At 62.1% G+C, this 25,081-nt stretch carries 23 protein-coding genes; 19 read left to right on the forward strand and 4 right to left on the reverse strand.

Annotated elements, in window-relative coordinates; genetic code table 11:
• Position 1: 1 nt before the first annotated feature.
• The 10 genes from cpaB to G3N59_RS16595 all read left to right on the forward strand — a co-directional run bounded on the left by cpaB (position 2) and on the right by G3N59_RS16595 (position 10,058).
• Complete coding sequence (gene cpaB / locus G3N59_RS16550; protein ID WP_205983706.1) at positions 2–823, forward strand: Flp pilus assembly protein CpaB; 822 nt, start codon at positions 2–4, stop codon at positions 821–823.
• Between the two features lie 117 nt (positions 824–940).
• A complete protein-coding gene (locus G3N59_RS16555) occupies positions 941–2,674 on the forward strand; it encodes a type II and III secretion system protein family protein (RefSeq protein WP_205983707.1) in 1,734 nt (577 codons plus the stop codon).
• Positions 2,675–2,691: 17 nt separating this feature from the next.
• A complete protein-coding gene (locus G3N59_RS16560) occupies positions 2,692–3,000 on the forward strand; it encodes a hypothetical protein (protein WP_205983708.1) in 309 nt (102 codons plus the stop codon).
• 46 nt (positions 3,001–3,046) lie between these two features.
• Entirely contained in the window at positions 3,047–4,276 is a 1,230-nt protein-coding gene (locus G3N59_RS16565) for an AAA family ATPase (RefSeq protein ID WP_205983709.1), read from the forward strand.
• The gene (locus G3N59_RS16570) at positions 4,263–5,627 is read left to right on the forward strand and encodes a CpaF family protein (RefSeq protein WP_205983710.1); all 1,365 of its coding nucleotides are present in this window, start codon (positions 4,263–4,265) and stop codon (positions 5,625–5,627) included. Before G3N59_RS16565 ends, G3N59_RS16570 begins: the two co-directional genes overlap by 14 nt.
• A 31-nt stretch (positions 5,628–5,658) precedes the next feature.
• Entirely contained in the window at positions 5,659–6,636 is a 978-nt protein-coding gene (locus G3N59_RS16575; RefSeq protein ID WP_205983711.1) for a type II secretion system F family protein, read from the forward strand.
• A gap of 67 nt (positions 6,637–6,703) precedes the next feature.
• Positions 6,704–7,687, forward strand: coding sequence for a type II secretion system F family protein (locus G3N59_RS16580; RefSeq protein WP_205983712.1), 984 nt, complete (start codon positions 6,704–6,706; stop codon positions 7,685–7,687).
• A gap of 65 nt (positions 7,688–7,752) precedes the next feature.
• Positions 7,753–8,193: a TadE/TadG family type IV pilus assembly protein gene (locus tag G3N59_RS16585; RefSeq protein ID WP_205983713.1), complete on the forward strand. Its 441-nt coding sequence runs from the start codon at positions 7,753–7,755 to the stop codon at positions 8,191–8,193.
• Between the two features lie 32 nt (positions 8,194–8,225).
• Entirely contained in the window at positions 8,226–8,663 is a 438-nt protein-coding gene (locus G3N59_RS16590) for a TadE family protein (protein WP_205983714.1), read from the forward strand.
• A 27-nt stretch (positions 8,664–8,690) separates the two neighbouring features.
• Positions 8,691–10,058 carry a pilus assembly protein TadG-related protein gene (locus tag G3N59_RS16595; protein WP_205983715.1) on the forward strand — a complete coding sequence of 456 codons (1,368 nt, stop codon included), beginning with the start codon at positions 8,691–8,693 and terminating at the stop codon, positions 10,056–10,058.
• 76 nt (positions 10,059–10,134) lie between these two features.
• Here G3N59_RS16595 and G3N59_RS16600 read toward each other — a convergent pair whose 3' ends face one another.
• Positions 10,135–11,199 carry a polyamine ABC transporter substrate-binding protein gene (locus G3N59_RS16600; protein ID WP_241023508.1) on the reverse strand — a complete coding sequence of 355 codons (1,065 nt, stop codon included), beginning with the start codon at positions 11,197–11,199 and terminating at the stop codon, positions 10,135–10,137.
• A 1,135-nt stretch (positions 11,200–12,334) separates the two neighbouring features.
• Here G3N59_RS16600 and G3N59_RS16605 point away from each other — a divergent pair.
• From G3N59_RS16605 to G3N59_RS16630, 6 genes are all read left to right on the forward strand, one after another.
• Entirely contained in the window at positions 12,335–13,261 is a 927-nt protein-coding gene (locus G3N59_RS16605) for an ABC transporter substrate-binding protein (protein WP_241023509.1), read from the forward strand.
• Between the two features lie 29 nt (positions 13,262–13,290).
• Positions 13,291–14,325 carry an aromatic ring-hydroxylating dioxygenase subunit alpha gene (locus G3N59_RS16610; protein WP_205983718.1) on the forward strand — a complete coding sequence of 345 codons (1,035 nt, stop codon included), beginning with the start codon at positions 13,291–13,293 and terminating at the stop codon, positions 14,323–14,325.
• Between the two features lie 2 nt (positions 14,326–14,327).
• Positions 14,328–15,131 (forward strand): ABC transporter ATP-binding protein, encoded by an 804-nt coding sequence (locus tag G3N59_RS16615; protein WP_205983719.1) that lies wholly within the window; start codon positions 14,328–14,330, stop codon positions 15,129–15,131.
• Between the two features lie 17 nt (positions 15,132–15,148).
• Positions 15,149–15,982 (forward strand): ABC transporter permease, encoded by an 834-nt coding sequence (locus G3N59_RS16620; protein ID WP_205983813.1) that lies wholly within the window; start codon positions 15,149–15,151, stop codon positions 15,980–15,982.
• Positions 15,983–16,015: 33 nt separating this feature from the next.
• Complete coding sequence (locus G3N59_RS16625; protein WP_205983720.1) at positions 16,016–17,452, forward strand: amidohydrolase family protein; 1,437 nt, start codon at positions 16,016–16,018, stop codon at positions 17,450–17,452.
• A 174-nt stretch (positions 17,453–17,626) separates the two neighbouring features.
• The gene (locus G3N59_RS16630) at positions 17,627–18,754 is read left to right on the forward strand and encodes an aminotransferase class V-fold PLP-dependent enzyme (protein ID WP_205983721.1); all 1,128 of its coding nucleotides are present in this window, start codon (positions 17,627–17,629) and stop codon (positions 18,752–18,754) included.
• Between the two features lie 10 nt (positions 18,755–18,764).
• Here the strand turns inward: G3N59_RS16630 and dinB are convergent, their stop codons facing one another.
• The gene (dinB, locus tag G3N59_RS16635) at positions 18,765–19,925 is read right to left on the reverse strand and encodes a DNA polymerase IV (RefSeq protein ID WP_205983814.1); all 1,161 of its coding nucleotides are present in this window, start codon (positions 19,923–19,925) and stop codon (positions 18,765–18,767) included.
• A 229-nt stretch (positions 19,926–20,154) separates the two neighbouring features.
• Between dinB and G3N59_RS16640 the strand changes: the two genes are divergently transcribed.
• Positions 20,155–20,544 (forward strand): RidA family protein, encoded by a 390-nt coding sequence (locus tag G3N59_RS16640; RefSeq protein WP_205983815.1) that lies wholly within the window; start codon positions 20,155–20,157, stop codon positions 20,542–20,544.
• Positions 20,545–20,611: 67 nt separating this feature from the next.
• On the opposite strand, the gene G3N59_RS16645 is transcribed toward G3N59_RS16640, so the two are convergent.
• Positions 20,612–21,445, reverse strand: a complete 834-nt coding sequence (locus G3N59_RS16645; protein WP_241023497.1) for an ABC transporter permease — start codon at positions 21,443–21,445, stop codon at positions 20,612–20,614.
• The gene (locus tag G3N59_RS16650) at positions 21,414–22,442 is read right to left on the reverse strand and encodes an extracellular solute-binding protein (protein WP_346777895.1); all 1,029 of its coding nucleotides are present in this window, start codon (positions 22,440–22,442) and stop codon (positions 21,414–21,416) included. The genes G3N59_RS16645 and G3N59_RS16650 overlap by 32 nt, the downstream gene beginning before the upstream one ends.
• 349 nt (positions 22,443–22,791) lie before the next feature.
• Between G3N59_RS16650 and G3N59_RS16655 the strand changes: the two genes are divergently transcribed.
• Positions 22,792–24,054: an N-acetylmuramoyl-L-alanine amidase gene (locus G3N59_RS16655; RefSeq protein ID WP_205983817.1), complete on the forward strand. Its 1,263-nt coding sequence runs from the start codon at positions 22,792–22,794 to the stop codon at positions 24,052–24,054.
• Between the two features lie 14 nt (positions 24,055–24,068).
• Complete coding sequence (locus G3N59_RS16660; RefSeq protein WP_205983723.1) at positions 24,069–25,019, forward strand: LysR family transcriptional regulator; 951 nt, start codon at positions 24,069–24,071, stop codon at positions 25,017–25,019.
• Positions 25,020–25,081 lie beyond the last annotated feature (62 nt).

Raw genomic sequence — 25,081 nt, forward strand, 5'->3', positions numbered from 1 at the left:
CATGAAGAACAGTCGCGCGTTGATCATGTTTGTCGTCGCCCTCGCGGCGGGTCTCGCGGCCGCACTTTCGGCGTCCCGCTGGCTCGTGCAGACCTCGTCGAGCGGCATCACGTCGGTTGCGGTCGCCAATCAGGACATCAGTCTGGGCGAGCCGATCGAAGCGAATATGGTGCATACGGTCAGCTGGCCGGCCGACAGCCTGCCGCCCGGCGTATTCAAGGATGCCAAGTCGCTCGAAGGCCGCGTCGTGCGTTCGAGCGTCACGAAGGGCGAGCCGGTGATCGAAGCGAAGCTCGCGCCGGTCGGCACCAAGGGTGGTTTGTCGGCGGTCATTGCGTCGGGCAAGCGGGCCATTACCGTGCGCGTCAACGATGTAGTCGGCGTGGCGGGGTTCGCACTGCCAGGTAATTACGTCGATGTGATCGTGAATACCCAGGAGCCGGGTCATACCGATCAACTGAGCATTTCCAAAACGGTGCTGGAAAAGATTCTGGTGCTGGCGGTTGCGCAGCAGGTGAGCCGCGAAGACACGGCACCGAAGGTGGTGGATGCCGTCACGCTGGAAGTCACGCCGGAACAGGCTGAAAAACTCGATCTCGCACGCAGCGTGGGCACCTTGTCGCTGGTGTTGCGCAATCAGGTCGACGAAAACAACCTCGCCACGAGCGGCGTGACCAAAGACTCGCTGCTCGGCAAAGTCGAACCGGTGGCCGCGCCGGCGCCGGTGAAGCCCACGCGGATTCGCTACGCGGAACACAAGGCGCCGAAGCGCGACTGCATCGGCGTGATCTCGGGTGTCACCAGCACGCAGGAATGTTTCTGAAAGCGATCGCGCGCGACCGGGCGCGAGCATAGACAAGCGCAGCGAAGCGCGGCATCGAGTTTGATCACAAGTACAAGCAACACAGTACAAACAGACATGTAACGGGGGCAATCCGTCATGAATACAGCACTGCAAAACCCATCGCGGCGCCTGGACCTGCGCCGCAAACCGCTCGCTGCGGCCGTGACAGCCTGGCTCAGCGCCGGCTTGCTGATTGCGCAACCCGTGCATGCCACCGACGGCGACGAAAATGCACCCGCCGCGAAAACCGCGGCTGCTCCGGCTTCGATGGGGCGCGGCCCGATGCAGATGACCATCAGCATGACGCCGGTGCCGGCTGCGCCTTCGGCACCCACGGCCGTAGCGGCGGGACCGCTGCGCGGCCCGAACTGCACGGGCACGATTCGCGGCGAAACCACGGTCGTGGTGCCGCTGGGCAAATCGGTGCTGGTGCCGCTCGACGAACCGGTGCTCAACCGCACGCTCGGCAATCCAGTGGTTGCGCAGGCAACCATGTTGTCGCCGCGCACGCTGTATCTGGTGGGCCAGTCGGTGGGCACGACCAATATGATCGTGCAGGGGCGGGGCGGCTCGTGCCAGATTATCGACGTGGTGGTCAACGTCGATTCGGGCGGCCTGATGGCCTCGCTCTCGCAACTGCTGCCGGGCGAACACGATATTCATGTGTCGACGGCGGCGGACAATCTCGTGCTGACCGGCCACGTGTCGACGGCCCAGGCCGCGCAGCAGATCGTCGAAATCGCCAGGGTCTATAGCGCGCGCGCCGTTGGCGGCGACGGCAAGGGCGGTGGCGTGATCAATATGTTGAGCGTGGATTCGCCGCAACAGGTCATGCTCGAAGTGAAGGTCGCGGAAGTCGACAAGACGTTGATGGATCAACTGGGCGCGTCGGTCAACATCCAGGGCGGCTTCGGTTCGTGGACCGGCGCGCTGGTGAGCAACCTGCTGGCGGGCGTATCGAGCGCGATCGGCTTCAGCAAGGCGAACAACAAGCCCTTGTCCGTGGCCATCGACGCGCAGAAGACCGACAGCCTCGTGAAGATTCTCGCCGAGCCGAATCTGGTCACCATCAGCGGTCAGGAGGCGACCTTCCTCGCAGGCGGCGAAGTGTTCATTCCGGTGCCGCAAAGCAGCGGCGGAACCGCGAGCACCATCGTGCTGCAGCAGGAAGAGTTCGGCGTGGGCCTGAAGTTCACGCCGACGGTGCTGGGCAATGGGCGCATCAACCTGCGCGTCGCGCCCGAAGTGTCGGAGTTGTCCTCCACCGGCGTGACGCTGAGCGCGACCAATGTCAGCGGATCGTCGATCCTGCCGCTCATCACGACGCGCCGCGCTTCGACCACCGTGCAGATGAACGACGGCGAATCGTTTGCGATCGGCGGGCTCATCAAGAACAACGTGACGGGTTCGCTGAAGGCGGTGCCGGGACTTGGCGAAGTGCCGATCCTGGGCGCGCTGCTGCGCAGCACGTCGTTCCAGCAGGACCGCACCGAACTCGTGTTCATCATCACGCCGCATCTGGTCAAGCCGTTGCCGATGTCGAATCCGCCGCTGCCAACGGATAGCTTCACGCAGCCCAATGAAGCCGACGTCTACGTGACCGGCAACATGGAAGGGCGCGGCGCAGCACGTGCCGAAGCCGCGAAGAACAGCGCGCCCGCTGCACCGGCACCTGTTGCCGCGCCGGCTGCGGCCCCCGTGCCCGCTGTACAGCCCGCCGCCGATGTCCCGAAGGCGCCGCAAGCCGATGCCGTGCCGACGCCGGTTTCGCAGGCCAGGCCGCTGCCGGAACCCGCACAGCTTGCTCAAACGAGCGCCCTGAAGCAGTGATGAAAAAGGAGAACGCCATGAAACCCGCCTATCTTCACATCGCTCGCTCGCTGGTGCCCGTGACGGCAGCCTGCCTGGCCCTGAGCGGTTGCATGACCAGCACGCCGATCTGGGACAAACACTTCGGCGAAGCCACGCGCGCCGTCATGCAGGCGCAGATCATCGACCCGCAGGCCGCCGAACATCATCCATCGACGCCGGGTGTCGACGGCGAATCGGCGGTCTCGGCGATGACCCAGTACGACAAGTCGTTTGCGCATCCGCCGACCTCGACGAATCCGTACACGATCGGCGTGAGCGCCGGCACGACAGCAGGCAGTCAGTAATCCTGATCGACGCGCCGTTTCTACAGCGCCAAACGAGGTACACGCCATGATCGACATCCTCACCCTCTCGAAAGACGCCGCCAGGCTCGCGCAGATCATGAATCTGATCGGCGAATGCGGCAACTACCGCACGACGCGCGTGGTGGGTGACGCCGCCACGCTGATCGAACGCGGCGACAGCCTGGATCTGTTCGATATGCTGATCGTCGATGCGTCTTCGCTCGACGATGGCGCGCTGTCGTCCACCGCGCGTCTGTGCCGCGAACACAAGCATCTGACCTGCATCCTGATTGCCGCCGACGCCTCGCAGGACACGCTGATCGCCGCGATGCGCGCGGGCTTTCGCGACGTGCTGAGCTGGCCGCTTGAACGCCGCTCGCTCGAAGAGTCGCTGTCGCATGCGCAGGCACAGCACAGCCAGCGCAATGCGCGCGAGACCCAGGTGGTGTCGTTCATCGCCTGCAAGGGCGGCGTGGGTACGAGTTTTATCGCCAGCAATGTGGCGCATGCGCTGTCGAGCCAGCGCGGCAAGCGCGTGCTGCTCGTCGATCTGTGCCAGTTGTTCGGCGACGCCGCCTTTCTCGTGACCGACGAAACGCCGCCTTCCACGCTGCCGCAGATGTGCATGGAAGTCGAGCGCATGGACGGCGCGTTCTTCGGCGCGAGCGTGGTGCACGTGAGCGACAGTTTCGACATTCTCGCGGGCGCTGGCGATCCGGTCAAAGCCGCGGATATCAAGGCAGAACGGCTCGAATGGATTCTCGGCCTGGCGGTGCCGCGCTACGACTTCGTGATCGTCGATGTCGGGCAGACGGTCAATCCCTTGTCGGTGCTCGCGCTCGATCGCAGCACGCAGATCCAGATGGTGCTGCAGGCCACCATGCCGGGCGTGCGCGCCGCGCGGCGGCTGCAGGAAATACTGATGTCGCTGGGCTATGCGCCCAGCCAGTTGCGCCTGCTGCTGAACCGTTACACGCGTCATGACGAACGCACGCGCGCGGCGCTCGAAGAAGTGCTCGGCATGCGAGCGGCCCACGTCGTACCCGAAGACGCGCGCGCCGTGATGGCCGCCGTCAATCAGGGCGTGCCGATTGCAAAGAGCGGGAATTCGGCGGTCGCGCGCAGCGTGCAGGACATCGCGGCGCAGATTGCGGGCAATGCGGGCGCTGGCGCAAGCGAGTCGTCGAAATCGAAGTCGTGGCTGGCGCGCCTGCGCCGTGACAGCAGTGATAACCGTGGTGCAATCCAGGCGGAGGCCCGTCATGTCGCTTCGTGACCAGATCAGCGCGCAGCGCGCGCCGAACGGCCCGCGCGCCGATTCCTTGAACGGCTCGGCGGGCTTGCTGCGCGCCGCCTACCAGAAGCTCAAGCGCGAAATCCATCAGGCCGTGCTCGATCGTGTCGAACTGGAGCGTCTCGCGCGGCTGCCGTCCGAACAGGTGCGCCAGGAAATCGCCACGCTGATCGCGCGCATTCTCGAAGACCAGAAAGCGCCTGCCAACGACATCGAACGGCGCCAGCTGGTGATCGACGTCTACGACGAAATGTTCGGTTTCGGGCCGCTCGAAGTGCTGCTGCGCGACCCCGGCATTTCGGACATTCTCGTCAACACGTTCAGTCAGGTGTATATCGAGCGCAAAGGGCGGCTCGAACTCAGCGACGTGACGTTCTACGACGACGCGCATCTGATGAAAGTGATCGAAAAGATCGTGTCGCGCGTGGGCCGCCGTATCGACGAATCGAGCCCGATGGTCGATGCGCGTCTGCCCGATGGCTCGCGTCTGAATGCCATCATTCCGCCCGCTGCGGTGGATGGGCCGCTGGTGTCGATCCGGCGTTTTTCGGCCACGCCGCTGCAGGTGGCCGATCTGGTCGCGCTGCAGACGCTCACGCCGCCGATGGCCGATGTGCTGGATGCGCTGGCGCGCGCGAAGATCAATATCCTCGTTTCGGGCGGCACGGGCAGCGGCAAGACCACCTTGCTGAATCTGCTCTCGGGTTTCATTCCCGCCGACGAACGCATCGTGACGATCGAAGACGCGGCCGAACTGCAATTGCGCCAGCCGCACGTGCTGCGGCTCGAAACGCGCCCCGAGAATATCGAAGGGCGCGGCGAGATCACCCAGCGCACGCTCGTGAAAAACGCGCTGCGGATGCGGCCCGACCGCATCATCCTCGGCGAGGTGCGCGGCGCCGAAGCGCTCGACATGCTCAACGCCATGAACACCGGCCACGAAGGGTCGCTCGCGACGATCCACGCGAATACGCCGCGCGATGCGCTCACGCGCCTCGAAAACATGATCGGCATGGGCGGGATGGCCTTGCCGCCCAAGACCATGCGCCAGCAGATTTCCTCGGCGATTACGGTGGTGGTGCAGGTCGCGCGTCTGACCGACGGCCGCCGCAAGATCATCAGCCTTTCCGAATTGACCGGCATGGAAGGCGACATCATCAATATGCAGGAGATCTTCACCTTCAGGCGCAATGGCGTCGACGCGCAGGGCAATGTGCGCGGCGCGTTCAGCGCGACCGGCGTGCGCCCCAAATTCTCCGAGCGGCTGGAGGCTTTCGGCATCCATCTTGCCGATGCCACCTACGATCCGGCGCGGCGTTTCGAAGCGGCATGAACCCAACCTCGCCTTGTGACTGGAGACCGGCATGAGCCCGATCTTTTATGCGGCCGTGATTCTGTTGTTCGTCGCCGTGGTGCTGTCGATGGAAGGCGCCTACATCTGGTGGAACAGCCGCCATGGCCCTGTCGCGCGTCGCGTCGAATCGCGCATCCGTGCGATTTCCGCAGGCGCGCAGGTGAATGGCGAACGCCTGTCGATTCTCAAGGAGCGCCTGCTCAACGATGCGTCGCCGCTCGAACGTGCGCTGATGCTGCTGCCGCGCGCCCATGTGATCGACCGCTTCATGCAGCAGGCCGGCATCCAGTGGTCGGTGACGCGGCTGGCGACGACGTGCGCCGTGTGCCCGCCCGTGGTTTTCCTGATCTCGATGTTCACGCCCGCGCCGCTGCCCGCGATCGTGCCGCTCGCCTTGCTGTCGGCCTTGTTGCCGGTGCTTTACGTGCGGCGGCTGCGCGCAAAGCGTCTGCATCAACTGGAGCGGCAATTGCCCGAAGCGTGCGACATGCTGGCGCGTGCGCTGCGCTCCGGTCACGCCTTCAGCCTCGCTATCGATATGGTCGGCACCGAATTCGCCGAGCCGATGGGCGGCGAATTTCGCACCACCTTCGACGAGATCAACTACGGCGTGTCCCTGAACGAGGCGCTGGCGAATCTGGCCACGCGCGTGCCGATCCGCGATCTGCGCTATTTCGTGATCGCCGTGCTGATCCAGCGCGAAACCGGCGGCAACCTGGCGGAGGTGCTCGACGGTATCACCGTGCTGATCCGCGAACGTTTCAAGCTGTTCGACAAGGTGCGCGTGCTGTCGGCGGAAGGGCGCCTGTCTGCATGGGTGCTCGGGCTGATGCCGTTTGTCGTCGGAACGCTGATGCTGTTCTTGAACCCCACGTTCATGCAGGTGCTCTGGCAGGACCCGATGGGCCTGAAAGTCGTGTGTGCGGCGCTGGCGAGCATGGCGGTCGGCGTCTTGTGGATGTCGCGCGTGGTGGCGCTGCGCGTATGAATGCGCGGACGCATGTGCGGACGATTTCGCGTAGCACCGTGGCTGGCACGGTACGCAAGGAGGCAATATGCAAGCGCTGAACCTGACCCAGATCGCGACGCTGACCGGCATATTCGCGGCCGTGTTTCTCGTCGTGCTCGCGCTGATGCAGGCGTTCTCGTCGAAGAATCCGCGACGTCGTATCGAACAGGCGGGCGCCGGACGTTCAGGCCTGGCCGGCACGACGGCCGACGGCGCGCAGCCCGCCGAAGCGGGCAGCAAGTGGCTGGAAACGATCGCCGATATTTCGCAGCCCATTTCGAAGCTGTCGATTCCGAAGGAAGGCTGGGAAGGCTCCGTCGCGCGTCTGAAGCTGGTCAATGCGGGATGGCGCACGCCCAATGCCGTGGCGATCTTCTTCGCGGCCAAGACGGTGCTCGCGCTGGTTTTGCCGCTTGTCGCGCTGGTCTTTCTGGTCGGCACCAAAATCGAAACGAGCGCGGTGACGTTCTGGCTGATTCTGGTTGCGCTCGCATCGTTCGGTTTCTATCTGCCGAATATGGTACTGTCGCGCAAGGTCAAGAATCGCCAGCGCGCAATCTTCGAAGACTTTCCCGATGCGCTCGATCTGCTGACCGTGTGCGTCGAAGCCGGTCTGGGTCTCGACGCCGCGCTGATGCGCGTGGCGGCGGAAATCAAGCTGGGCAGCCCGGTCGTGGCCGCCGAACTGGATCTGCTGTTGCTGGAATTGCGCTCGGGTTTCGCGAAGGCGAGAGCCTTGCGCAACTTCTCACTGCGTACAGGTGTTGAGGATATCGAATCATTCAGCACTCTGCTGATTCAGGCTGATCGTTTTGGCACGGGCATCGGTGCATCGCTGCGCGTGCTCTCGGACACGCTGCGCACGCGCCGCCGCATGCGCGCCGAAGAACAGGCCGCGAAGATCTCGCTCAAGCTGCTGATGCCGCTGCTGTTCTGCATCTTCCCTGCGCTGCTGGTCGTGCTGGCGGGACCGGCCTTCATCAACATCTACCGGACCCTGCTGCCCAGCCTGCCGGGCTCGGGCGGTTAAGGCCGGGGAGCGCGAACATGCGAACGCATTGCACGCAGGCCAGACGTCAACGGGGAACGGCGGCCGTGGAGTTTGCACTGGGCTTGCCCGTGCTGCTCTTCATGATGTTTTCGATCGTCCAGGCAGGATGGTGGATGAGCAACTATGTGGTGATCACCAACGCGGCTTCGACCGGTGCGCGTCTGCTGGCATCCGAGCGCGGTTTTGCGTCGCCTTATACCGATACCGCCAGTGCGATTTCCTCTGCAACCGGCAGTCTTTCGGGCACGCAGACCGTGACGATCGCGGTGGCCGGTTCGGGCGTGAGCGCCACCTGTTCGGGCGCAACGGCCAATGCCACCTGTGCGACGGCGCTGGGCACGCTCAGCCAGCCGCCCGCAGCGGGCACCATGGCGAACGTGTCGATCAGCTATCAGTTCGCCGGGCCGTTCAGCGGTTCGCTGTTCGGGCTCGGCTCGATCATGCCTTCGAGCATGAGCGCGAATGCTTCGGTGGTGGTGCAATGAACGGCCAGCCGCGCGGTCAACGGGAGAGCGCCATGCGCAGACAACATCAGAAAGGCGTGGTGGCGGTCGAACTGGCGCTTGCTGCTCCGGTGCTGATTGTCATCGTGCTGGGGATTGCCCAGTTTGGCTGGCTGCTCGCGAATTCCGTGATGGTGGCGAGCGCGGCGTCGGCGGCGGCGCAGAACTTTGCGTTCCAGCGCGGCACGACCACGCCGTATAGCTCGACGCAAACGCAGATGACGTCGTCATCGACGTTCCTCAAATCGGCGAATCTGGCGCTCACCACGACGGTCAACGGTTCGCAGTGCACCAGCGACACGAACTGCTCGACCGCATTGACCAATGGCACCGGTCAGGCCGCAGCCGTGACGGTCGCGTACACCTTTACGCCCTTGCTGCGCGGCTCGGTGTTTGGCCTCGCCGCCATGCCGGCCACCTTGAGCACGACGGTCGTGACACGCGTGCAATAAAAAACAGACGCTATTTCGGGGGACATCATGAAAAGACATTACGTGCGACGTGGGGGACGCAAGGCGCAGCGCGGCGCGGTTTCCGTGATGGTCGCGTTGTCGTTGATCGTGTTGCTGGGCTTTGCCGCGTTGTCGATCGATCTCGGCTACATCGCGTTCAGCCAGCGGCGTCTGCAGGCGGGCACCGATGCGGCCGCGATGGCCGGTGCGATGGATCTGTGGAAGAGCGCATCGTCGACCGCATTCGCGGACGCGCGCGCCTACGCGGCCGGGCAGGGCAACAACACGATGCCGCCTGGCGTAACGGTCACGAGCACGACGGTTCAGGGCCTGACGCTGAGCGCGAGCAGCGTGCCGCTGCCGGCATCGCAAGCCGCATCGACGTATAACGGCATTCAGGTCACGCAGCAGGCAAGCGTGCCGCTATTCTTCGCGCGCATTTTCGGCGTCAATACGAAGACGATCTCCGCCACGTCGAAAGCGGGCGCGGGTTTTGGCGCGGCGCCGTACAACGTCATGATTATTCTGGACACCACGCGCTCGATGGCGACGACCACCGACAGCAACTGCAAGAATTCGAGCGGCGTGGCGCTCACGCGCCTCGCCTGCGCCCAGGCCGGCGCGCTGCAATTGCTGACCGGCTTGACGCTGGCGGGCGACAACGTCGGCTTGATGGTGTTTCCGCCAATCAGCCCCAGTTCGTCGAGCTATAGCTTCTCGTGTTCGTCGACGGAACCGGGCGTGGTGTCGACCGGCCAGAACGGTTATTCGGCGGTGGGCGTATCCGGCTCGAACGCCACGTACCAGATCTCGCCGCTGGGCGGCGGCTATCTCAGCAGCGGGACGCTCAGCACGAGTTCGGGCATCGTGCAGGCGCTGGGCGGCGCAACCAGCAAATGCAGCGGCATTAGCGCGCCGGGCGGCCTCGGCACTTTCTACGCACAGGCGATTGCCTCGGCGAATGCCGCGCTAACGAGCTTTTCGCAGAACCAGAACCCGGCGGGCAAAAACGCCATCGTGCTGCTGAGCGACGGCATTGCGACGGCTAGCACGACGCAGCTTGGCAATGTGCTCGGCAAGACCGGCGGATCGAGCTACGTCTACGGCACCGAATGCCAGGCCGCGATCAACACAGCGACGACGGCGAAGAACAGCGGCACGACTATCTATACCGTGGCGTATCTGGGCGGCGAGGGCGCTTCCGCACCTTCATGCGCCGACGGCGCAGACGCGCTCACGGCCTGCGGCACGATGCAGTCGATCGCCACCAGTCAGTCCAACTTCTACTCGGATACCTGCACGAACGCGAGCAGCACGCAAAGCCTGAATCAGATTTTCTCCAGCATTGCGTACAGCCTCACCAAGGCGCGGCTGATTCCGCCGAGCGCGACGTAATGGCAGGATTGGCCATGCGTTTCAGTCTGCGTTTCCTTTGAAACGCATGGCCGGATCGAGTAATGGGCGACGCGCTTCAGGTTCCCGATTTCAGTTGCGCCCACAAGCGATTCTGCAGGCGCATGATCGCAGGCGGTTGTGGGCGCATGACCGTCATCTTGTCGAGCACTTCGTCGGACGGGAACGTGATGGGGTCTTTGGCGATTGTCGCTTGCACGAAGGTCATCGAAGCGCGATTGGCGGTTGGATAAAACACCTCATTGGTAATGTCGGCGCTCGTTTTGGGGTCTTCGATGTAATTGATCCATTTGAGCGCCGCTTCGGGGTGCGGCGCGTCCTTCGGAATCGCCATCATGTCGAACCAGACCAGACCGCCTTCCTGCGGATTCACGAACTGGATCTGATAACTGCGTTTGGCTTCCACAGCCCGGCGCCGCGCAATGCCGGCGTCGCCTGAATACGCCACGGCAACGCACATATCGTTATTGGCCAGATCGTTGATATAGCCCGACGAATTGAACTGCGTGATATAGGGCCGAACTTTCTTCAGCGTTTCATACGCGGCCATATAGTCGGCGGGATTCGTGCTATTCGGATTCTTGTGCAGATACTGCAACACGGCCGGAAAAACGTCGGATGCGGAATCGAGAAACGATACGCCGCAACTCTTGAGTTTCGCCAGATTGTCCGGATCGAAAACCAGCGCCCACGAATCGGCCGGCAATGCGCCGCCGAACGCTTTCTTCACTTCCTGCGTGTTGTACGCGACGCCATCCGTGCCCCACGCCCAGGGCACGCCGTATTGATTGCCCGGATCGGCGTCGCTGACCAGTTTCATCAGATGCGGATCGAGGTTCGCCAGATTCGGCAATTGCGATTTGTCGAGCTTGCGATAGACGCCCGCCTCGATCTGCCGGGCCATATACGCGGACGAAGGCACGACCACGTCATAGCCCGAGCTTCCTGAAAGGAGTTTGGCCTGCAAGGTGTCGTCGCTATCGTAGCTGTCGTAGCGCACCTTGATGCCCGTCTGCTTTTCGAAGGTGGGAATCGTGTCGTGCGCAATGTAATCGGACCAGTTATAGACATTGACCTGATCGTCCTGCGCCTGAGCAGGCTGCATCACGGCAGCCGCAATCATCGACAAAGCGAGCGAGCCCGCGACGGTATGGCGAATGTTTTTATCGAGTTTCATCATGGCTTCCCAATGAGTTGTCTGGAGACGGCGTGTGTGTCTCCACGCCCGGCGTCTGTTTCAACAGACGAGGCGTACCGGATTGCCGCCTGAACCGTATCGCCAAAGAGGCGGAACGGACGCAAGCGGACAAAAGCGGGCCGCGGCTGTGTCAGGCAGCGGGTCGCTAATCGGAACGGAAAGACCGCGGGCTAGGGCTTGGGAAGCAGGGAGGCGATTTCATCCTTGCGTACGGCGATGAAATCGCATGCCATCGCCGAGTGATGGCGACGCACGGAACGCATGGAGAGGACAGTGTCGATCGAGAAATAACAGCAGGGCCTGGCCGGTTTGCACGAGCCGGAAGAAATCGCGCTGCGCATGGCGAGAAAGCCGCCATGTCCTCGATCGTACTGTATCAAGGGGCCACGAAATTTCATGATCTAAGGCGCACGGGTACGAAACGTATGAGCGTCAGACTGCTGATGGAATGCCGGTTCGCTATTCGATCTGCGGATGTGCAACGAACTTTGACCGGCGAATTCATAGTACCTGCGCCAATAAGCGTGTCAATGGGGGCATGCATGGTTATGGGGCGCGACAGTCGTGGCACATAGACGGGCGGGATTGCACGCTCGTGGTGCTCGTGCGCCCCGTTGCAGTGCCGTTACGCAAGAGGATGTTGCGCGCGCAATCAATCTCGCATCGCAAAACGCAATAACCGTGCGCTTTGCGAGCGACTGGCACGAAGCTCGCTTAAAGCAGCGACAGAGTAGAAGCGGCTAGCGACCGGCACGGCCTTCAAGGCAGCCGGCACCGTGGGGCATTGCTCTTGGGGCGCATCGTGCGCCCACGCCGATCGTCGATCGGCGTTTGACGGGAACCGTCGGGTTCCGCCAACAAGGAGCGAACGATGCAGCGGCCCCAAACGAATCATCCTCATTCCATCGTCGAACCGGTGCTTTTGCGCGCCGTGGATCGGCTTCGCAGCATTCTTCCCCACAGCACCTGGAGTGCATCCATGAGCAATCTGCTTCGCGTTGCGCGCTGGCTTCGGCTCGCGCGTATTTCCGGCGTTATCACGGCGATTTTCCTGACGACGATGCCCACCTTCGCCCGCGCCGACGACCACATCACGCTGCTCACAAGCTGGTACGCGCAGGCCGAACATGGCGGTTTCTATCAGGCGGTGGCGACCGGCATCTACAAGACGTACGGCCTCGACGTGACGATCCGCATGGGCGGTCCGCAGGTCAATGGCTTGCAACTGCTCGCGGGCGGTCAGGCCGATTTCATTCTGGGCTATGACTTTCAGGTGCTCTCCGCCGTGGAGGCGAAAATTCCCGTCACCACCGTGGCCGCGTCGTTCCAGTTCGATCCGCAAGGCATGCTCACGCACGACGACGTAAAGACGCTTGCCGATCTCAAGGGCAAGACGATTCTGGTGGCAGGCTCGGGGCGCACGAGCTGGTGGCCGTGGCTGAAGTCGAAATACGGTTATAGCGATGCGCAGGCGCGTCCCTATACCTTCAATCTGCAGCCGTTCTACGCCGACTCCGATGTGGCCATGCAGGCCTATCCCACCTCCGAGACCTTCCAGGCCGATGCGGCGCACGTCAAGACGCACTTCTTCCTGTTCGCCGACGCTGGCTACCCGCCGTACAACACCACGATCGTGACGATGCGCGAGACGCAGAAAAACAAGGCCGATATGGTCGCGCGTTTCGTCAAGGCTTCCATGGAAGGCTGGAAAAGCTATCTGAACGACCCGGCGCCGGGCAACGCACTCATCAAGAAAGACAACCCGCAGATGAGCGATGCGCAGTTGGCCTACGGCGTCGCGCAGATGAAGAAACTGCGCCTGGTCACGGGCGGCGACGCCGCCACGCTGGGTATCGGCGCAATGACCGACGCGCGCTGGAAGCGCACTTACGACTATATGGTCACCGCTGGCCTGCTCAAGTCCGATACGGATTACCGCAGCGCTTACACGCTTAAATTCGTCGACGCCCTCAAGGTCATGCCCTGAGCGTCGCGCTCGCAAAGAGGAGAAACAGGATGCTCGTGACTCAACAGAAAGTGCTGCGCCGCTTCTGGTACGCCATCATGCCGATGACGCAACTCGACGCAGGGCCGCAACCGTTCACGCTGCTCGGCGAACCGATCGTGCTCTGGAAGGGCGCCGACGGTCAGCCGAATGCGCTGCGCGATCGCTGCTGCCACCGCACGGCGAAACTCTCGAAGGGATTTGTCGATGCCGACGGTAATATCGCCTGCGGCTATCACGGCTGGACTTACGACTGCAGCGGGCGCTGCGTGAAGATTCCGCAAAGCGACGGCACGGCGATTCCCTCGCGCGCGATCGTGCCCGCTTACCGCTGCGAAGCGCGCTATGGCTACGCCTGGGTCGCGCTCGACGAACCGCTGCAGCCCATTCCCGAGTTTCCTGAAGAAACCGCAGGCGGATATCGGCGCATCCTGCAGTTCTACGAACGCTGGGAAACCAGCCCGCTGCGTATGATGGAAAACTCATTCGACAATTCGCATTTCAGCTTTGTGCATAAGGCGAATTTCGGTTTGTTCAGCAGTCCAAAGCCTTCGAAATACGAGTTTCGTCCGCATGAATGGGGTTTCGAGGCCGAAACGCACGTGCCGGTGCGCAACCCGCCCGCGAGCCATCGCATCACCGGCACGACCGAGGAAATTACCGAGCGTCATTTGCTGAACCGCTGGTTCATGCCGTTCGCGCGGCGCTTTGGCTGCGTGTATCCGGCAAGCGGCGTGCATCACATCATCTATAACTGCGCCACGCCCATCGACGATCGCACCATCATGCTGTCGCAATGGCTTTATCGCAACGATACCGAAGACGCCTGCAGCACCCAGGAACTGATCGACTGGGATCGTCCGATTACCGATGAAGACCGCGATATTCTCGAAGCGACCGACTACGACGCGTGTATCGACGTGCGCCGTCAACAGGAATGTCATATGGAATCGGATCAGCCTGGCCTGCTGATGCGTCGCATGCTGCTCAAGCTGCTCGAAACGCACGGCGAACGCGAAGTGTTCCGTATCGAAACGGAGGTGTGAGCATGTCGATCCCACTACTTGCAGTGCAGCGCGTAGACAAGCGCTATCCGAACGGCACCGTTGCGCTCGACGATGTACGGCTCGATATCGCGGCGGGCGAATTCGTGTCGCTGCTCGGGCCGTCCGGTTGCGGCAAGAGTACCTTGCTCAAGATGTTCGCGGGCATCGAAGCGCCCACGCACGGTCATCTGCGCTGGTGGGGCGGGCCGTTTTCGACGGTTGGTTCGGCTGGGCGACGGCTCTCCTTCGTGTTCCAGGAGGCGACCTTGATGCCGTGGGCGACGGTCGCCGAAAACGTGCGCCTGCCGCTCGACCTGGCAGGCGTGTCACGCCGCGAAGGCGATGCACGCGCGCGCGAAGCACTGGAAGGCGTGGGTCTCGGCAAGTTCGGCAATGCGCGGCCACGCGAATTGTCGGGCGGCATGCAGATGCGCGCATCGTTGGCGCGCGCGCTCGTGACCGAGCCCGATTTGCTGCTGCTCGACGAACCCTTTGGCGCGCTCGACGAATTCACGCGCAACCGTCTGGACAGCGATCTGCGCGCGCTATGGCAGCGGCGCGCGATGACCGTGGTGTTCGTCACGCACAGCATTCACGAAGCGGTGTTTCTGTCGAGCCGCGTCGTCGTCATGCAGGCGCGTCCGGGCCGCGTCATCGCCGATGTGCCGATTCACGGACCCGCCACGCGCGACGACGCCTGGCGAATCAGCGCGCCCTTTATCGAGCATACGTGCGCGCTTTCGAAACAGATTTCCGACGCGCATGCCGCGTCGCTGATCGATGAAGCCAGCGAGGTGCAATCATGAGCGGACAATCGTTGCCGATGACAAGCACGACCCACGAAAACGCGGAGAAAGCCGCGCGCGTGCGCGTGCCGCTGTTACAGCGTCCCGGCGTGGCGCGCGCGCTGGCGCCGTGGATCGTGGGACTGCTGATGCTGGGCATCTGGCAGGCGTGGTGCACGCTGGGCGCGGTGCCGGCTTATCTGGTGCCGTCGCCGCTCGCGATCGTGCAGCAACTCGTGCAGGACTGGCCGATGCTGTTCGCGAGCCTGCTGGCGACGCTCAAGATCACGCTGCTCGCCTTCGCGGTGGCGACCGTGCTAGGTGTGGCGATTGCGCTGCTGTTCGTGCAAAGCCCGCTGATCGAAGCGAGCCTCTTTCCGTATGCAATCCTGTTGCAGGTCACGCCGGTGGTGGCCATCGCGCCGCTCATCATCATCTGGGTGAAGAACACCACGGCCGCGCTCGTCGTGTGCGCGATGCTCGTCGCGCTGTTTCCGGTGATTTCGAATACGGCGCTCGGGCTGCGCAGCGTCAATCCAGGACTCGTGAATCTCTTCCGCATTCACCGCGCAACGCGCTGGCAGACGCTGGTGCGCCTGCGCATTCCGAGCGCGTTGCCCTACTTCTTCGGCGGGCTGCGTATTTCCAGCGGTCTTTCACTGATCGGCGCGGTGGTGGCGGAGTTCGTCGCGGGTACGGGCGGCAGCGGCGCGGGTCTGGCGTACCAGATTCTGCAAGCGGGATTTCAGCTTAATATCCCACGGCTATTCGCTGCGCTTTTGCTGATCACGGTGACGGGCGTGCTGCTATTCGGCCTGACCGTGTGGCTGTCGCGCCTGTGTCTGCGCGGCTGGCATGAAAGCGAGCTTTGAATTCATGAATGATCTTTCGACAAGGCGTATTCGATGACATCGACTCATTCCACCACGCTGATCCGCAATGCCGCCGCGATCATGACCGGCGGCGATCCGCGCACCGGCGAAGCAACCCGGCTCGACGGCCCGGATATCCGCCTGCGTGGCGACAGCATCGAAGCAATCGGTGCGCTGAGCGCATTGCCCGGCGAGAAGGTGATCGACGCAAGCGATTGCGTGATCTATCCGGCGTGGGTGAACACCCATCATCATCTGTTCCAGTCGTTGCTCAAAGGCGATCGCGGCGGACTCGACGCCAGTCTGACGCCCTGGCTCGCGGCCACGCCTTATCGCTTTCGCGCGGGCTTCGACGAAGCGCGCTTCCGGCTGGCGGCGCGCATCGGTTTGATCGAACTGGCGCGTTCCGGTTGTGCGACCGTCGCCGATCACAATTACCTTTATTACCCGCAGATGCCGTTCGATAGCTCGGCGATTCTCTTTGAGGAGGCCGAACGATTGGGTTTGCGCTTCGTGCTGCTGCGCGGCGGCGCAACGCGCACGCGCCAGCTCGAAGCGGAATTGCCCACCGCTTTGCGCCCCGAGTCTTTCGACGACTATCTCGCCGATATCGAACGCCTGGCCGCGCGCTATCAGGATCCGTCACCGCGCGCGTCACGCCGCGTCGTGATGGCGCCCACGACCGTGCTCTATTCGGTCTCGCCGCAGCAGATGCGCGAAAGCGCGGCGTTCGCGCGTCGCCTGGGTTTGCGTTTGCACAGCCATCTTTCGGAGACCGTGTCGTATCAGGACAGTGCGCAGTCGATGCACGGTTGCTCGCCGGTGGCATTTTGCGGCGAGTACGACTGGCTCGGCGACGACGTCTGGTTCGCGCATCTGGTCAAACTCGACGCCGATGAAATCGCGCTGCTCGGCCAGACACGCACGGGCGTCGCGCACTGTCCGCAGAGCAACGGGCGGCTGGGCAGCGGCATCTGCCCGCTGACCGAACTGGCCGATGCGGGCGTGCCGATTTCGATTGGCGTCGATGGCGCGGCCTCCAACGAAGCCGCCGACATGATCTCCGAAGTCCATATGACCTGGCTCGCGCAGCGCGCCCGCGTCGGCATGGCGGCGCGTCCCGCTTACGCGGGTGGCACCTTCGAGGGCGGCGCGCACGCGGCGAGCGTGGAGGACGTGATTCATTGGGGCACGGCGGGCGGCGCGAACGTGCTGGGCCTGAGCGAACTGGGCCGCATTGCGCCGGGCGCGCCGGCGGATATCGCAATCTATCGACTCGACGATCCGCGCTATTTTGGCTTGCATGATCCGGCGATCGGCCCGGTGGCGAGCGGCGGGCGGCCGGCATTGAAAGCGCTGTTCGCAGCCGGCAAACCGGTGGTGATCGACGACGCAATTCCCGGCGTGGATATGGCGGAACTGGGCCGCGAAGCGCGTGCAGCCGTGCGGGCGTTGATGGCGCAGGCGTGAACGCAAGCCGCGCTTGACCTGCTGCATTGCACAAAGCGCGCGATATGCACCAACCTGGGCGCGGCTTTCGTTAGAATCGACTTTCGTCGGGCCCAAAACAGCATATCTGCAATGCGGTAGCCGTATTGGATCAGCCATACGGCTCACCGCGTTCATCCTTTACAGGAGGCGAGCGTGCCAGGTTTACTTCCCAACGTCGACCGCGACGGACTCCTCGAATATTCGGTCGTCTATACCGATCGCTCGATCAATCACATGTCGCAGCGCTTTCAGGGCGTCATGCGCGATTTATCGGCTTCCCTGAAAAAAGTCTATAACGCGAAAGCGGCCATCATCGTGCCGGGCAGCGGCACCTTCGGCATGGAAGCCGTGGCGCGCCAGTTCGCGACGAACCGCAAGTGTCTGGTGATTCGCAACGGCTGGTTCAGCTTCCGCTGGACGCAGATCTTCGAGATGGGCAGCATTCCGTCCGAGTCGATCGTGCTGAAGGCGCGTCCGGTCGAATCGGGGCGCCAGGCCGCCTATGCGCCGCCGCCCATCGAAGAAGTGGTTGCGGCAATCAGGCAACAGAAGCCCGATCTGGTGTTTGCGCCGCATGTGGAAACGGCGTCCGGGATGATGTTGCCCGATGCGTATTTGCGCGCCGTCGCCGACGCCGTGCATGAAAGCGGCGGCATGTTCGTGCTCGATTGCATTGCCTCGGGCACGATCTGGGTGGATATGCAGGCCACGGGCGTCGATGTGTTGATCAGCGCGCCGCAAAAAGGCTGGAGTGCCTCGCCGTGCTGCGGTCTCGTCATGCTCAGCCCGCTTGCGCGCGAACGCATCGACTCGACCACCAGCACGAGTTTTGCCTGCGATCTGCGCAAATGGCTGCAGATTATGGAAGCGTACGAGAACGGCGGCTTCGCCTATCACGCCACGATGCCAACCGACAGCCTCGCGGTACTGCGCGACGTGATGAAGGAAACCGAAACTTATGGCTTCGAAAAGGTGAAGGCGGAGCAGCTTGAACTCGGGCAGCGTATTCGTGCGCTGCTGGAGGAAAAGGGTTTCCGCAGCGTGGCGGCGAAAGGATTCGAAGCGCCCGGTGTCGTCGTGAGTTATACGGATGACGATGGCATTCGATCCGGCAAGAAGTTCGCCGATGCCGGTTTGCAGATCGCGCCTGGCGTGCCGCTGCAATGCGATGAACCGGAGGACTTCAAGACGTTCCGTATTGGTTTGTTCGGGCTGGATAAACTCAATGACGTGAACGCCGCGGTAGCGCGTTTCGATAAGGCGTTGAAGAGTATCGCCTAAATCGTCTTGCCTAATCGTCGAACGGCAATTCACCCTGCGTGGGCACCGCCGTGGGAGCCATTCCTGCGGCGGATTCCAGCGAACCGATACGCACACCAATCAGGCGAATCCGCCGGTCCAGCGATACCCGCTTCAGACACTCGCCCACGGCTCGGCGAATGGCGGCGGCATCGGCGACCGGTTCGGGCAACGAGAGATCGCGCGTGACGATCTTGAAGTCCGCGAACTTGATTTTCAGGCCCACCGTGCGGCCGCGATAACCCTTGCGTTGAAGGTCTTCGGTCACGCGCTCGCACAGACGGGTGAGGGCGGGCGTGAGCGTCGCGCGGTCGCGGACGACGTGCATATCGCGCTCGAACGTGGTCTCGCGGCTCATGGACTTGGGTTCGGACGAGACCACCACTTCGCGCTCATCGTGGCCTTGCGCAATACGCGCCAGCCACGCGGCGTAAGTGCGTCCAAAATGCTCCTGAAGCAGGCCAGGATCTGCCGCTGCGAGTTCGCCCACCGTCGTAATGCCGATGCTCGCCAGCCGGTCATTCGCGCGCGGCCCGATGCCATTGACTTTTTTCGCGGCCAGCGGCCAGATGCGCGACTCGAGATCGGTCATCGAGAGAATCGTCAGGCCGTCGGGTTTGTCGAGTTCGGAGCCGATTTTCGCGAGCAGTTTATTCGGTGCAATTGCAATGGAGCAGGTGAGCCCCGTGGCTTCACGCACGGCATGCTTGATGCTGCGGCCAAGCGCCTGCGATTCGCCTTCCACGTGAGTGAGATCGACGTAAATTTCGTCGATCCCCCGGTCTTCGATCTGATCGGTGAACGTGCGTACGGCGTCCTTGAACAGGCGCGAATAGTGCCGATAGGAATCGAAGTCGGTGGGTAAGAGAATGGCGTCTGGCGCGAGTTGCGCGGCCTTCATCATGCCCATTGCCGAGAACACGCCGAAGGCTCGCGCTTCGTAGGTGGAGGTGGTGACCACACCGCGCCCCGCGTAATCGCGCAGTTTTGCAAAGCGGCGCGTGCCGTCGGGCAGGCGCTCCGGCGTGGCATTGCGGCCACCGCCAATGACCACCGGCTTGCCACGTAACTCAGGATAGCGAAGCAATTCCACCGATGCATAAAACGCATCCATGTCCACATGCGCGATACGGCGTAACGGTGAGCTGTTCATCTCGACGGTCATGCAGGGCTGCGGCTTTGTTCGTGATGTTCAAATACGTTATCGAACGCAACGGGTGCCGGATTGCGCCACCATTGAAGAGCGGGAAAACCCATGGGCTGTATATTTATACAGTATTTTACCGCTGTCCGGTGCGAGTCTGCAAGATACCGGTAAAATGCCATGCCGGCTAACGGGCATTGACGCTCCAGACCTCGCTATTAAAGGCACGATTCAATCCATGTCGAACCAGACCATTCAATTTACGCCCGATGCCGATCCAGACTCCATTTCGTCGGATGTTTCGGCGTTTGGCGGCATCCTCATGACGACGCAAGTCCCCGTTCGCGCGGACGGCAGTCTCGAACTGGGCGATATCGAAGCGCAAAGCACGTGCACGCTTCAGGCCCTGAAAAATGCGCTCGAAGGCGCGGGCAGCTCGCTCGATCGCGTCATGCACCTGACGATCTATTTGACGGATATGGCCGACCGGGCTGCGTTCAACGCGGTTTATCAGCGCTTTTTCAGCAAGCCCTGGCCGGTGCGTGCTGCAGTAGGCGTGGCGGCGCTCGCAGTCGAAGGGATGCGTGTCGAAGTGACCGCGATGGCGGCCGGGCCCGTCAACGGTTGAGCCAGCGCAGAGGGAGGATTGTGCAAAACAGGCCTCCCTCGTTCAATTCGGCAGCATGCACGCTGCTTCAGATCTTGCGACTGCGCTTAAAGACGGAAAGCAGGATCAGCGGAAAGGGCAGCAAACCCAAAAGCAACCAGACGAGGACGTACACAGACTGAAGTCCATCGTTTTGCAGGTTGACAAACAGTTTGACGGGAATGCCTTGAGGAAAGTATGAGAACACGGCGGCGATGCCAAATTCGCCGATGATTCTCACCCACGCGATTACGGCACCCGTAGCCACTTCTCGCGCTGTGAGCGGAAGGCTCACGTACCAGAATGTCTTCCATGGCGTGCAGCCCAGATCCTGTGCGGCCTCTTCGAGCGTTCGCGGGACGTTTTCGAAGGCTGTTCGGGCGGAAATAACGAAATACGCGAGTCCGCCATAGACTTGCGCAACGACGAACGATGCCGGGTTATTGTTGAGCGACCAGCCGAGCCTGGAAAGCATCGCTCCAACCGGTCCATACGGACCATAAGCACAGACCAGCAGAATCCCTGTTGCCAGCGACGGCGTGAGCAACGAGACAAGCACCAGCGTTTCGACCGCGCGGCCAGGCCATCCACGCGCTCTGGCCAGCCAGAACGAAAGCGGCGTACCCACTGCAACGATGATCGCGAGTGCCCACGCGCTGAGCACGAATGACACCCGCACGGCCTCCAGATCGCCGTAAGCGGGTGTGAAATGACGCCAGTGAGTCTGGCCGATCAACGCAAGAAAGGGCACCGCCAGGATGGCGAGTGCGGGCAGCCGCAATGTCCATCCCAAAGCGCCCCAGACGCGCTGCCGGTTCCGGCTGGGCGAGGCAAAGTCCAGCGACATGATCTCAGTGGAGTACGTCGCCCTTCGGCTGTCCATATCCGCGCGCCTTGAAAATGGCCTGGCCTTGAGGGCTCAACGCAAATGCAGCGAATTTTTTTGCTTCAAGCGGGTGTGGCGCGTTCTTCAGGATTGCCACATAAAAGACCAGCGGCTGGGGTTTGAGCGCCTTTAATTCGCCTGCAGGATTGCGGATGTTGAAGGACACCGTGTTGTACCAGTCCTGCGCGTAGGCGGGATTGCTTAGATTGATCTGATCGGGCAGCGGGATATAAGGCAGACCGGCCGATTTCACCGCGCTCTCATAACCCGACGACGCATCCACCTGACCGGCTTCCAGGCGTGTGAGCAGGCCGCCTTCCCCGAACACTTCGCGCGGGTTCTCCGTATCGCCGAGAAGCCTGTTTTTCAGGCCCGGCTGCTGGTAATAGCGTTCGGCCAGCATCATCGTGAAGATGATGTTCTGCCCTTGTGGATCGATCTTCGCATCCGTCCTGCCGAAGCGCAGCCCCGGTTGCGCGAGCACCTGCCACCACGGTTGCGCGCCAGCGGTCTGGCTTGCCGCGAGTTGCTTCGCGTAAGCGCTCTTCGGGTTGTAGGCGATCACCATACTGGTACTGGCGACGGGAATCGCCTCGTCGATCAGTCCGGCGCGTTTCAGAATATCCATCGGCCCGGGCGTAATCGAAAAGAACACATCGGCGACCAGATTTTTCGACGCCAGAAGCCGCGCCATGCCATACGCGCCTTCTCCTTGACCCTGATACTGCACATGGTTTTGCTGTGCGAATGCAGGCCCAAGTCCCTGATCCATGACGACACCCATCGAACCGGCGTAGGTCACGCGCACGGCTTCTTCAGCGTGCGCAGTTCCCATCGACAGGGTCAATGCTGCGATGGACGCCCACGCGGCCATACTCGATCTCATACGTTTCCTTTCAGGAAGTTTTACAGATGCTGCTCGCAAGCGGCATGGAAATGTAGCGCGATCAGAAACGTCGGGACGATCACAGTTCGACGTATTTATTTGAACCACAGTGCAGCCGCGGCGCCGTTCTTCGGTAGGTGATATAGCGGATAGGTCGTCAAGATATCGTTAAGAAATGCGGATTTTTTGAATTTCATGGCTATGCATTTTTCTCATTGCCTCATGAAAAACAAGACTTGGACGCGTGCTGTTTTTATCGCTACATTTCGGCGCCTTTACTTTTGGATATTGAGTAGCTGACAGAATTCATACGCCTACGGATCTTCTTCACGCGAAGATGAAGATCGGTTTAATCGCGAGCCTGGCCGCAAATTCCTGCCCAGGCCAGCGATATGATGCAGCGACCATTTCTGCCCACTGGCCTCAAGCCGCTCAGCGCAGCGCGAATCGAAATATCATGGAACATGAAAAGAGGCTTCGTCCTCAACGGCTCGTATCGAGCTGCCGGAATCCTTATACGCGCAGAAAATTCCTGAAACTCGGCGCGTCTGCGCTGGTGGTCGGCATTCGCCCTGAACTTGCGGCCGCGAGCACGAAACCGAAAATCGTCGGCGTGCGGGTATGGCCTGCCGCGGACTATACGCGCGTCGCGATCGAATCCAATCAGCCGCTCGAGGTCAAGGAGCATCGACTCGGGACGCCCGAGCGTCTGGTCGTCGATCTTCAGGGTTTGACGCTGGATCAACGCCTGCGGGACATCGTTGCGCAGATTCATCCAGACGATCCGTATATCAAAGGTGTGCGGGTGGGGCAGTTCTCGCCGGAAACCGTGAGGCTGGTGGTCGATCTCAAGGGCGCGGTGGCGCCGAAGGTGTTCTCCACTGCGCCTGCGGGCCGCTATGGTTACCGCCTGATGGTCGATCTATATCCGCCGATGCCGACTCCGGCGCAAGCAGCGCATGGGCAAACCGAAGAGCAAACACCGACGCAAGCACAGGCGCAAACCGAAGCGCGCAAGCTGACGATTGCCATCGATCCAGGCCACGGCGGCGAAGATCCCGGTGCGATCGGCGGTTCAGGCACCTACGAGAAGCACGTCGTACTGGACATCGCGCGCCGTCTGCGCGAGCGGATTCGCGCCAGCGCCAATATGCAGGCCATGATGACGCGCGACGACGACTTTTTCGTTCCGCTGGGCACGCGCGTCGCCAAGGCGAAAAGCGCCGGCGCGGACCTGTTCGTTTCCATTCACGCCGATGCTTTTACGACTTCGGCGGCCCATGGATCATCGGTCTTTGCGCTGTCCGAACACGGCGCGTCGAGCGCTGCCGCGCGCTGGATCGCGACGAGTGAAAACCATTCGGACGCGATCGGCGGCCTGGACCTGAAAGTCGCGGATCGGCATCTTGCGCCGGTGCTATTCGATATGTCCACGACGCAGCAAATCAATGATTCACTCAAGTACGGCGCCTTCGTTCGCGACGAAATCGGACAAATCAATCATCTGCATGGCAGCGGTGTCGAACAGGCTGCATTTGCCGTCCTGAAAGCGCCGGATATTCCGTCGATTCTGGTGGAAACCGCATTCATCAGTAATCCAGAAGAAGAGAAAAAGCTATTGAACGCTGCGTACCGGCAGGAGATGGCCGACGCGATTTTCAGAGGAATTCAGCGTTATTTTTCGAGCAATCCGCCTCTTGCGCACCGCGTTGAGGTCTAGCAAACAGGCCGACGATGAACAAGCTTCACGCAATGCGTGTTTTTGTGCAGGTAGTGGAACTCGGCAGTTTCAGCCAGGCGGCGCGGCGCATGGGTATATCTGCGGCGGCCGCGACCCGAAGCGTCCAGTTGCTGGAGGAGGACGTGAACGCGCGCCTGCTCGACCGCAGCACGCGGCACGTGCGCCTCACTGAAGCGGGGCGCAAGTATTGCGACGGATGCCGCGCCATCATCGTGCAAATCGAGGACGTCGACGCCTCGCTTTTTCAGGCCATGCGTGCCGACAAAGGGCTCATCAGGATTGCCGCGCCGACCTTGTTCGCGGTGACCGAACTCGCGCCGCTGCTGCGGGCTTATCGCAGCCAGAATCGACAGATCGAGTTCGACGTCACGACTTATGACGGAGCGCGCAATCTGATCGACGGCGGTTATGACGTTGGCTTCGCGACGAGCCGGCATGCCGTTGGTTCGACGCTGGTGAGCCGGCCGCTGAAACGCTTTGGCGAATGGCTCGTAGCGGCGCCGGCCTGGCTGGCGGCGCAACCGTGCCCGCACAGTCCCCAGCAATTGCGGGCGGGCGACATTCTCTCGGTATCCGACGATCGTCACGCGTTGGAAATCGACGACGGCGACACGCTCCATGTGGTCAATCTGCGCCCCAGGCTGCTCACGCAAAGCGCCGAAGTCGTTCGCTCTGCCGCTCTGGCCGCGATGGGGATCGCCGTGTTGCCGGAATGCCTGGTGACGGAGGACGTGCGCGCCGGTCGACTGGTTCGTCTCCTGCCGCAGTGCGAACTGCGCGATGCCCATGAGGTCTCGCTGGTCTATCCAGGCCGCCACTACCTGACGATGAAGGTCCGGCGCTTCATCGAGTTCGCAGTCGCCCGGTATCGCAGTCCCGCGACAGCCGCTGTGGCGGCCCGGCTTGACGCCGCCACGCCGGCGAAATCGTCAATTCATGCGTAGAAATCATTACTTTAGAAAAATAAGTAACAAAACGCATACATCAGGCGGGATACCATTCGGGT

The organism is Paraburkholderia sp. Ac-20340 (genome assembly GCF_017104965.1).
Taxonomy (GTDB): domain Bacteria; phylum Pseudomonadota; class Gammaproteobacteria; order Burkholderiales; family Burkholderiaceae; genus Paraburkholderia.

What these genes read in the sequence shown, in the direction of transcription:
- G3N59_RS16610 (WP_205983718.1), top strand. Translation starts at nt 13,291, where the DNA reads ATGCTCGTGACTCAACAGAAAGTGCTGCGCCGCTTCTGGTACGCCATC.
- G3N59_RS16655 (WP_205983817.1), top strand. Translation starts at nt 22,792, where the DNA reads ATGGAACATGAAAAGAGGCTTCGTCCTCAACGGCTCGTATCGAGCTGC.
- G3N59_RS16590 (WP_205983714.1), top strand. Translation starts at nt 8,226, where the DNA reads ATGCGCAGACAACATCAGAAAGGCGTGGTGGCGGTCGAACTGGCGCTT.
- G3N59_RS16615 (WP_205983719.1), top strand. Translation starts at nt 14,328, where the DNA reads ATGTCGATCCCACTACTTGCAGTGCAGCGCGTAGACAAGCGCTATCCG.
- G3N59_RS16560 (WP_205983708.1), top strand. Translation starts at nt 2,692, where the DNA reads ATGAAACCCGCCTATCTTCACATCGCTCGCTCGCTGGTGCCCGTGACG.
- G3N59_RS16600 (WP_241023508.1), bottom strand. Translation starts at nt 11,199, where the DNA reads ATGATTGCGGCTGCCGTGATGCAGCCTGCTCAGGCGCAGGACGATCAG.
- G3N59_RS16640 (WP_205983815.1), top strand. Translation starts at nt 20,155, where the DNA reads ATGTCGAACCAGACCATTCAATTTACGCCCGATGCCGATCCAGACTCC.
- dinB (WP_205983814.1), bottom strand. Translation starts at nt 19,925, where the DNA reads ATGAACAGCTCACCGTTACGCCGTATCGCGCATGTGGACATGGATGCG.
- G3N59_RS16625 (WP_205983720.1), top strand. Translation starts at nt 16,016, where the DNA reads ATGACATCGACTCATTCCACCACGCTGATCCGCAATGCCGCCGCGATC.
- G3N59_RS16645 (WP_241023497.1), bottom strand. Translation starts at nt 21,445, where the DNA reads ATGGACAGCCGAAGGGCGACGTACTCCACTGAGATCATGTCGCTGGAC.
- G3N59_RS16660 (WP_205983723.1), top strand. Translation starts at nt 24,069, where the DNA reads ATGAACAAGCTTCACGCAATGCGTGTTTTTGTGCAGGTAGTGGAACTC.
- G3N59_RS16605 (WP_241023509.1), top strand. Translation starts at nt 12,335, where the DNA reads ATGCCCACCTTCGCCCGCGCCGACGACCACATCACGCTGCTCACAAGC.
- G3N59_RS16565 (WP_205983709.1), top strand. Translation starts at nt 3,047, where the DNA reads ATGATCGACATCCTCACCCTCTCGAAAGACGCCGCCAGGCTCGCGCAG.
- G3N59_RS16575 (WP_205983711.1), top strand. Translation starts at nt 5,659, where the DNA reads ATGAGCCCGATCTTTTATGCGGCCGTGATTCTGTTGTTCGTCGCCGTG.
- cpaB (WP_205983706.1), top strand. Translation starts at nt 2, where the DNA reads ATGAAGAACAGTCGCGCGTTGATCATGTTTGTCGTCGCCCTCGCGGCG.
- G3N59_RS16555 (WP_205983707.1), top strand. Translation starts at nt 941, where the DNA reads ATGAATACAGCACTGCAAAACCCATCGCGGCGCCTGGACCTGCGCCGC.
- G3N59_RS16580 (WP_205983712.1), top strand. Translation starts at nt 6,704, where the DNA reads ATGCAAGCGCTGAACCTGACCCAGATCGCGACGCTGACCGGCATATTC.
- G3N59_RS16595 (WP_205983715.1), top strand. Translation starts at nt 8,691, where the DNA reads ATGAAAAGACATTACGTGCGACGTGGGGGACGCAAGGCGCAGCGCGGC.
- G3N59_RS16620 (WP_205983813.1), top strand. Translation starts at nt 15,149, where the DNA reads ATGACAAGCACGACCCACGAAAACGCGGAGAAAGCCGCGCGCGTGCGC.
- G3N59_RS16570 (WP_205983710.1), top strand. Translation starts at nt 4,263, where the DNA reads ATGTCGCTTCGTGACCAGATCAGCGCGCAGCGCGCGCCGAACGGCCCG.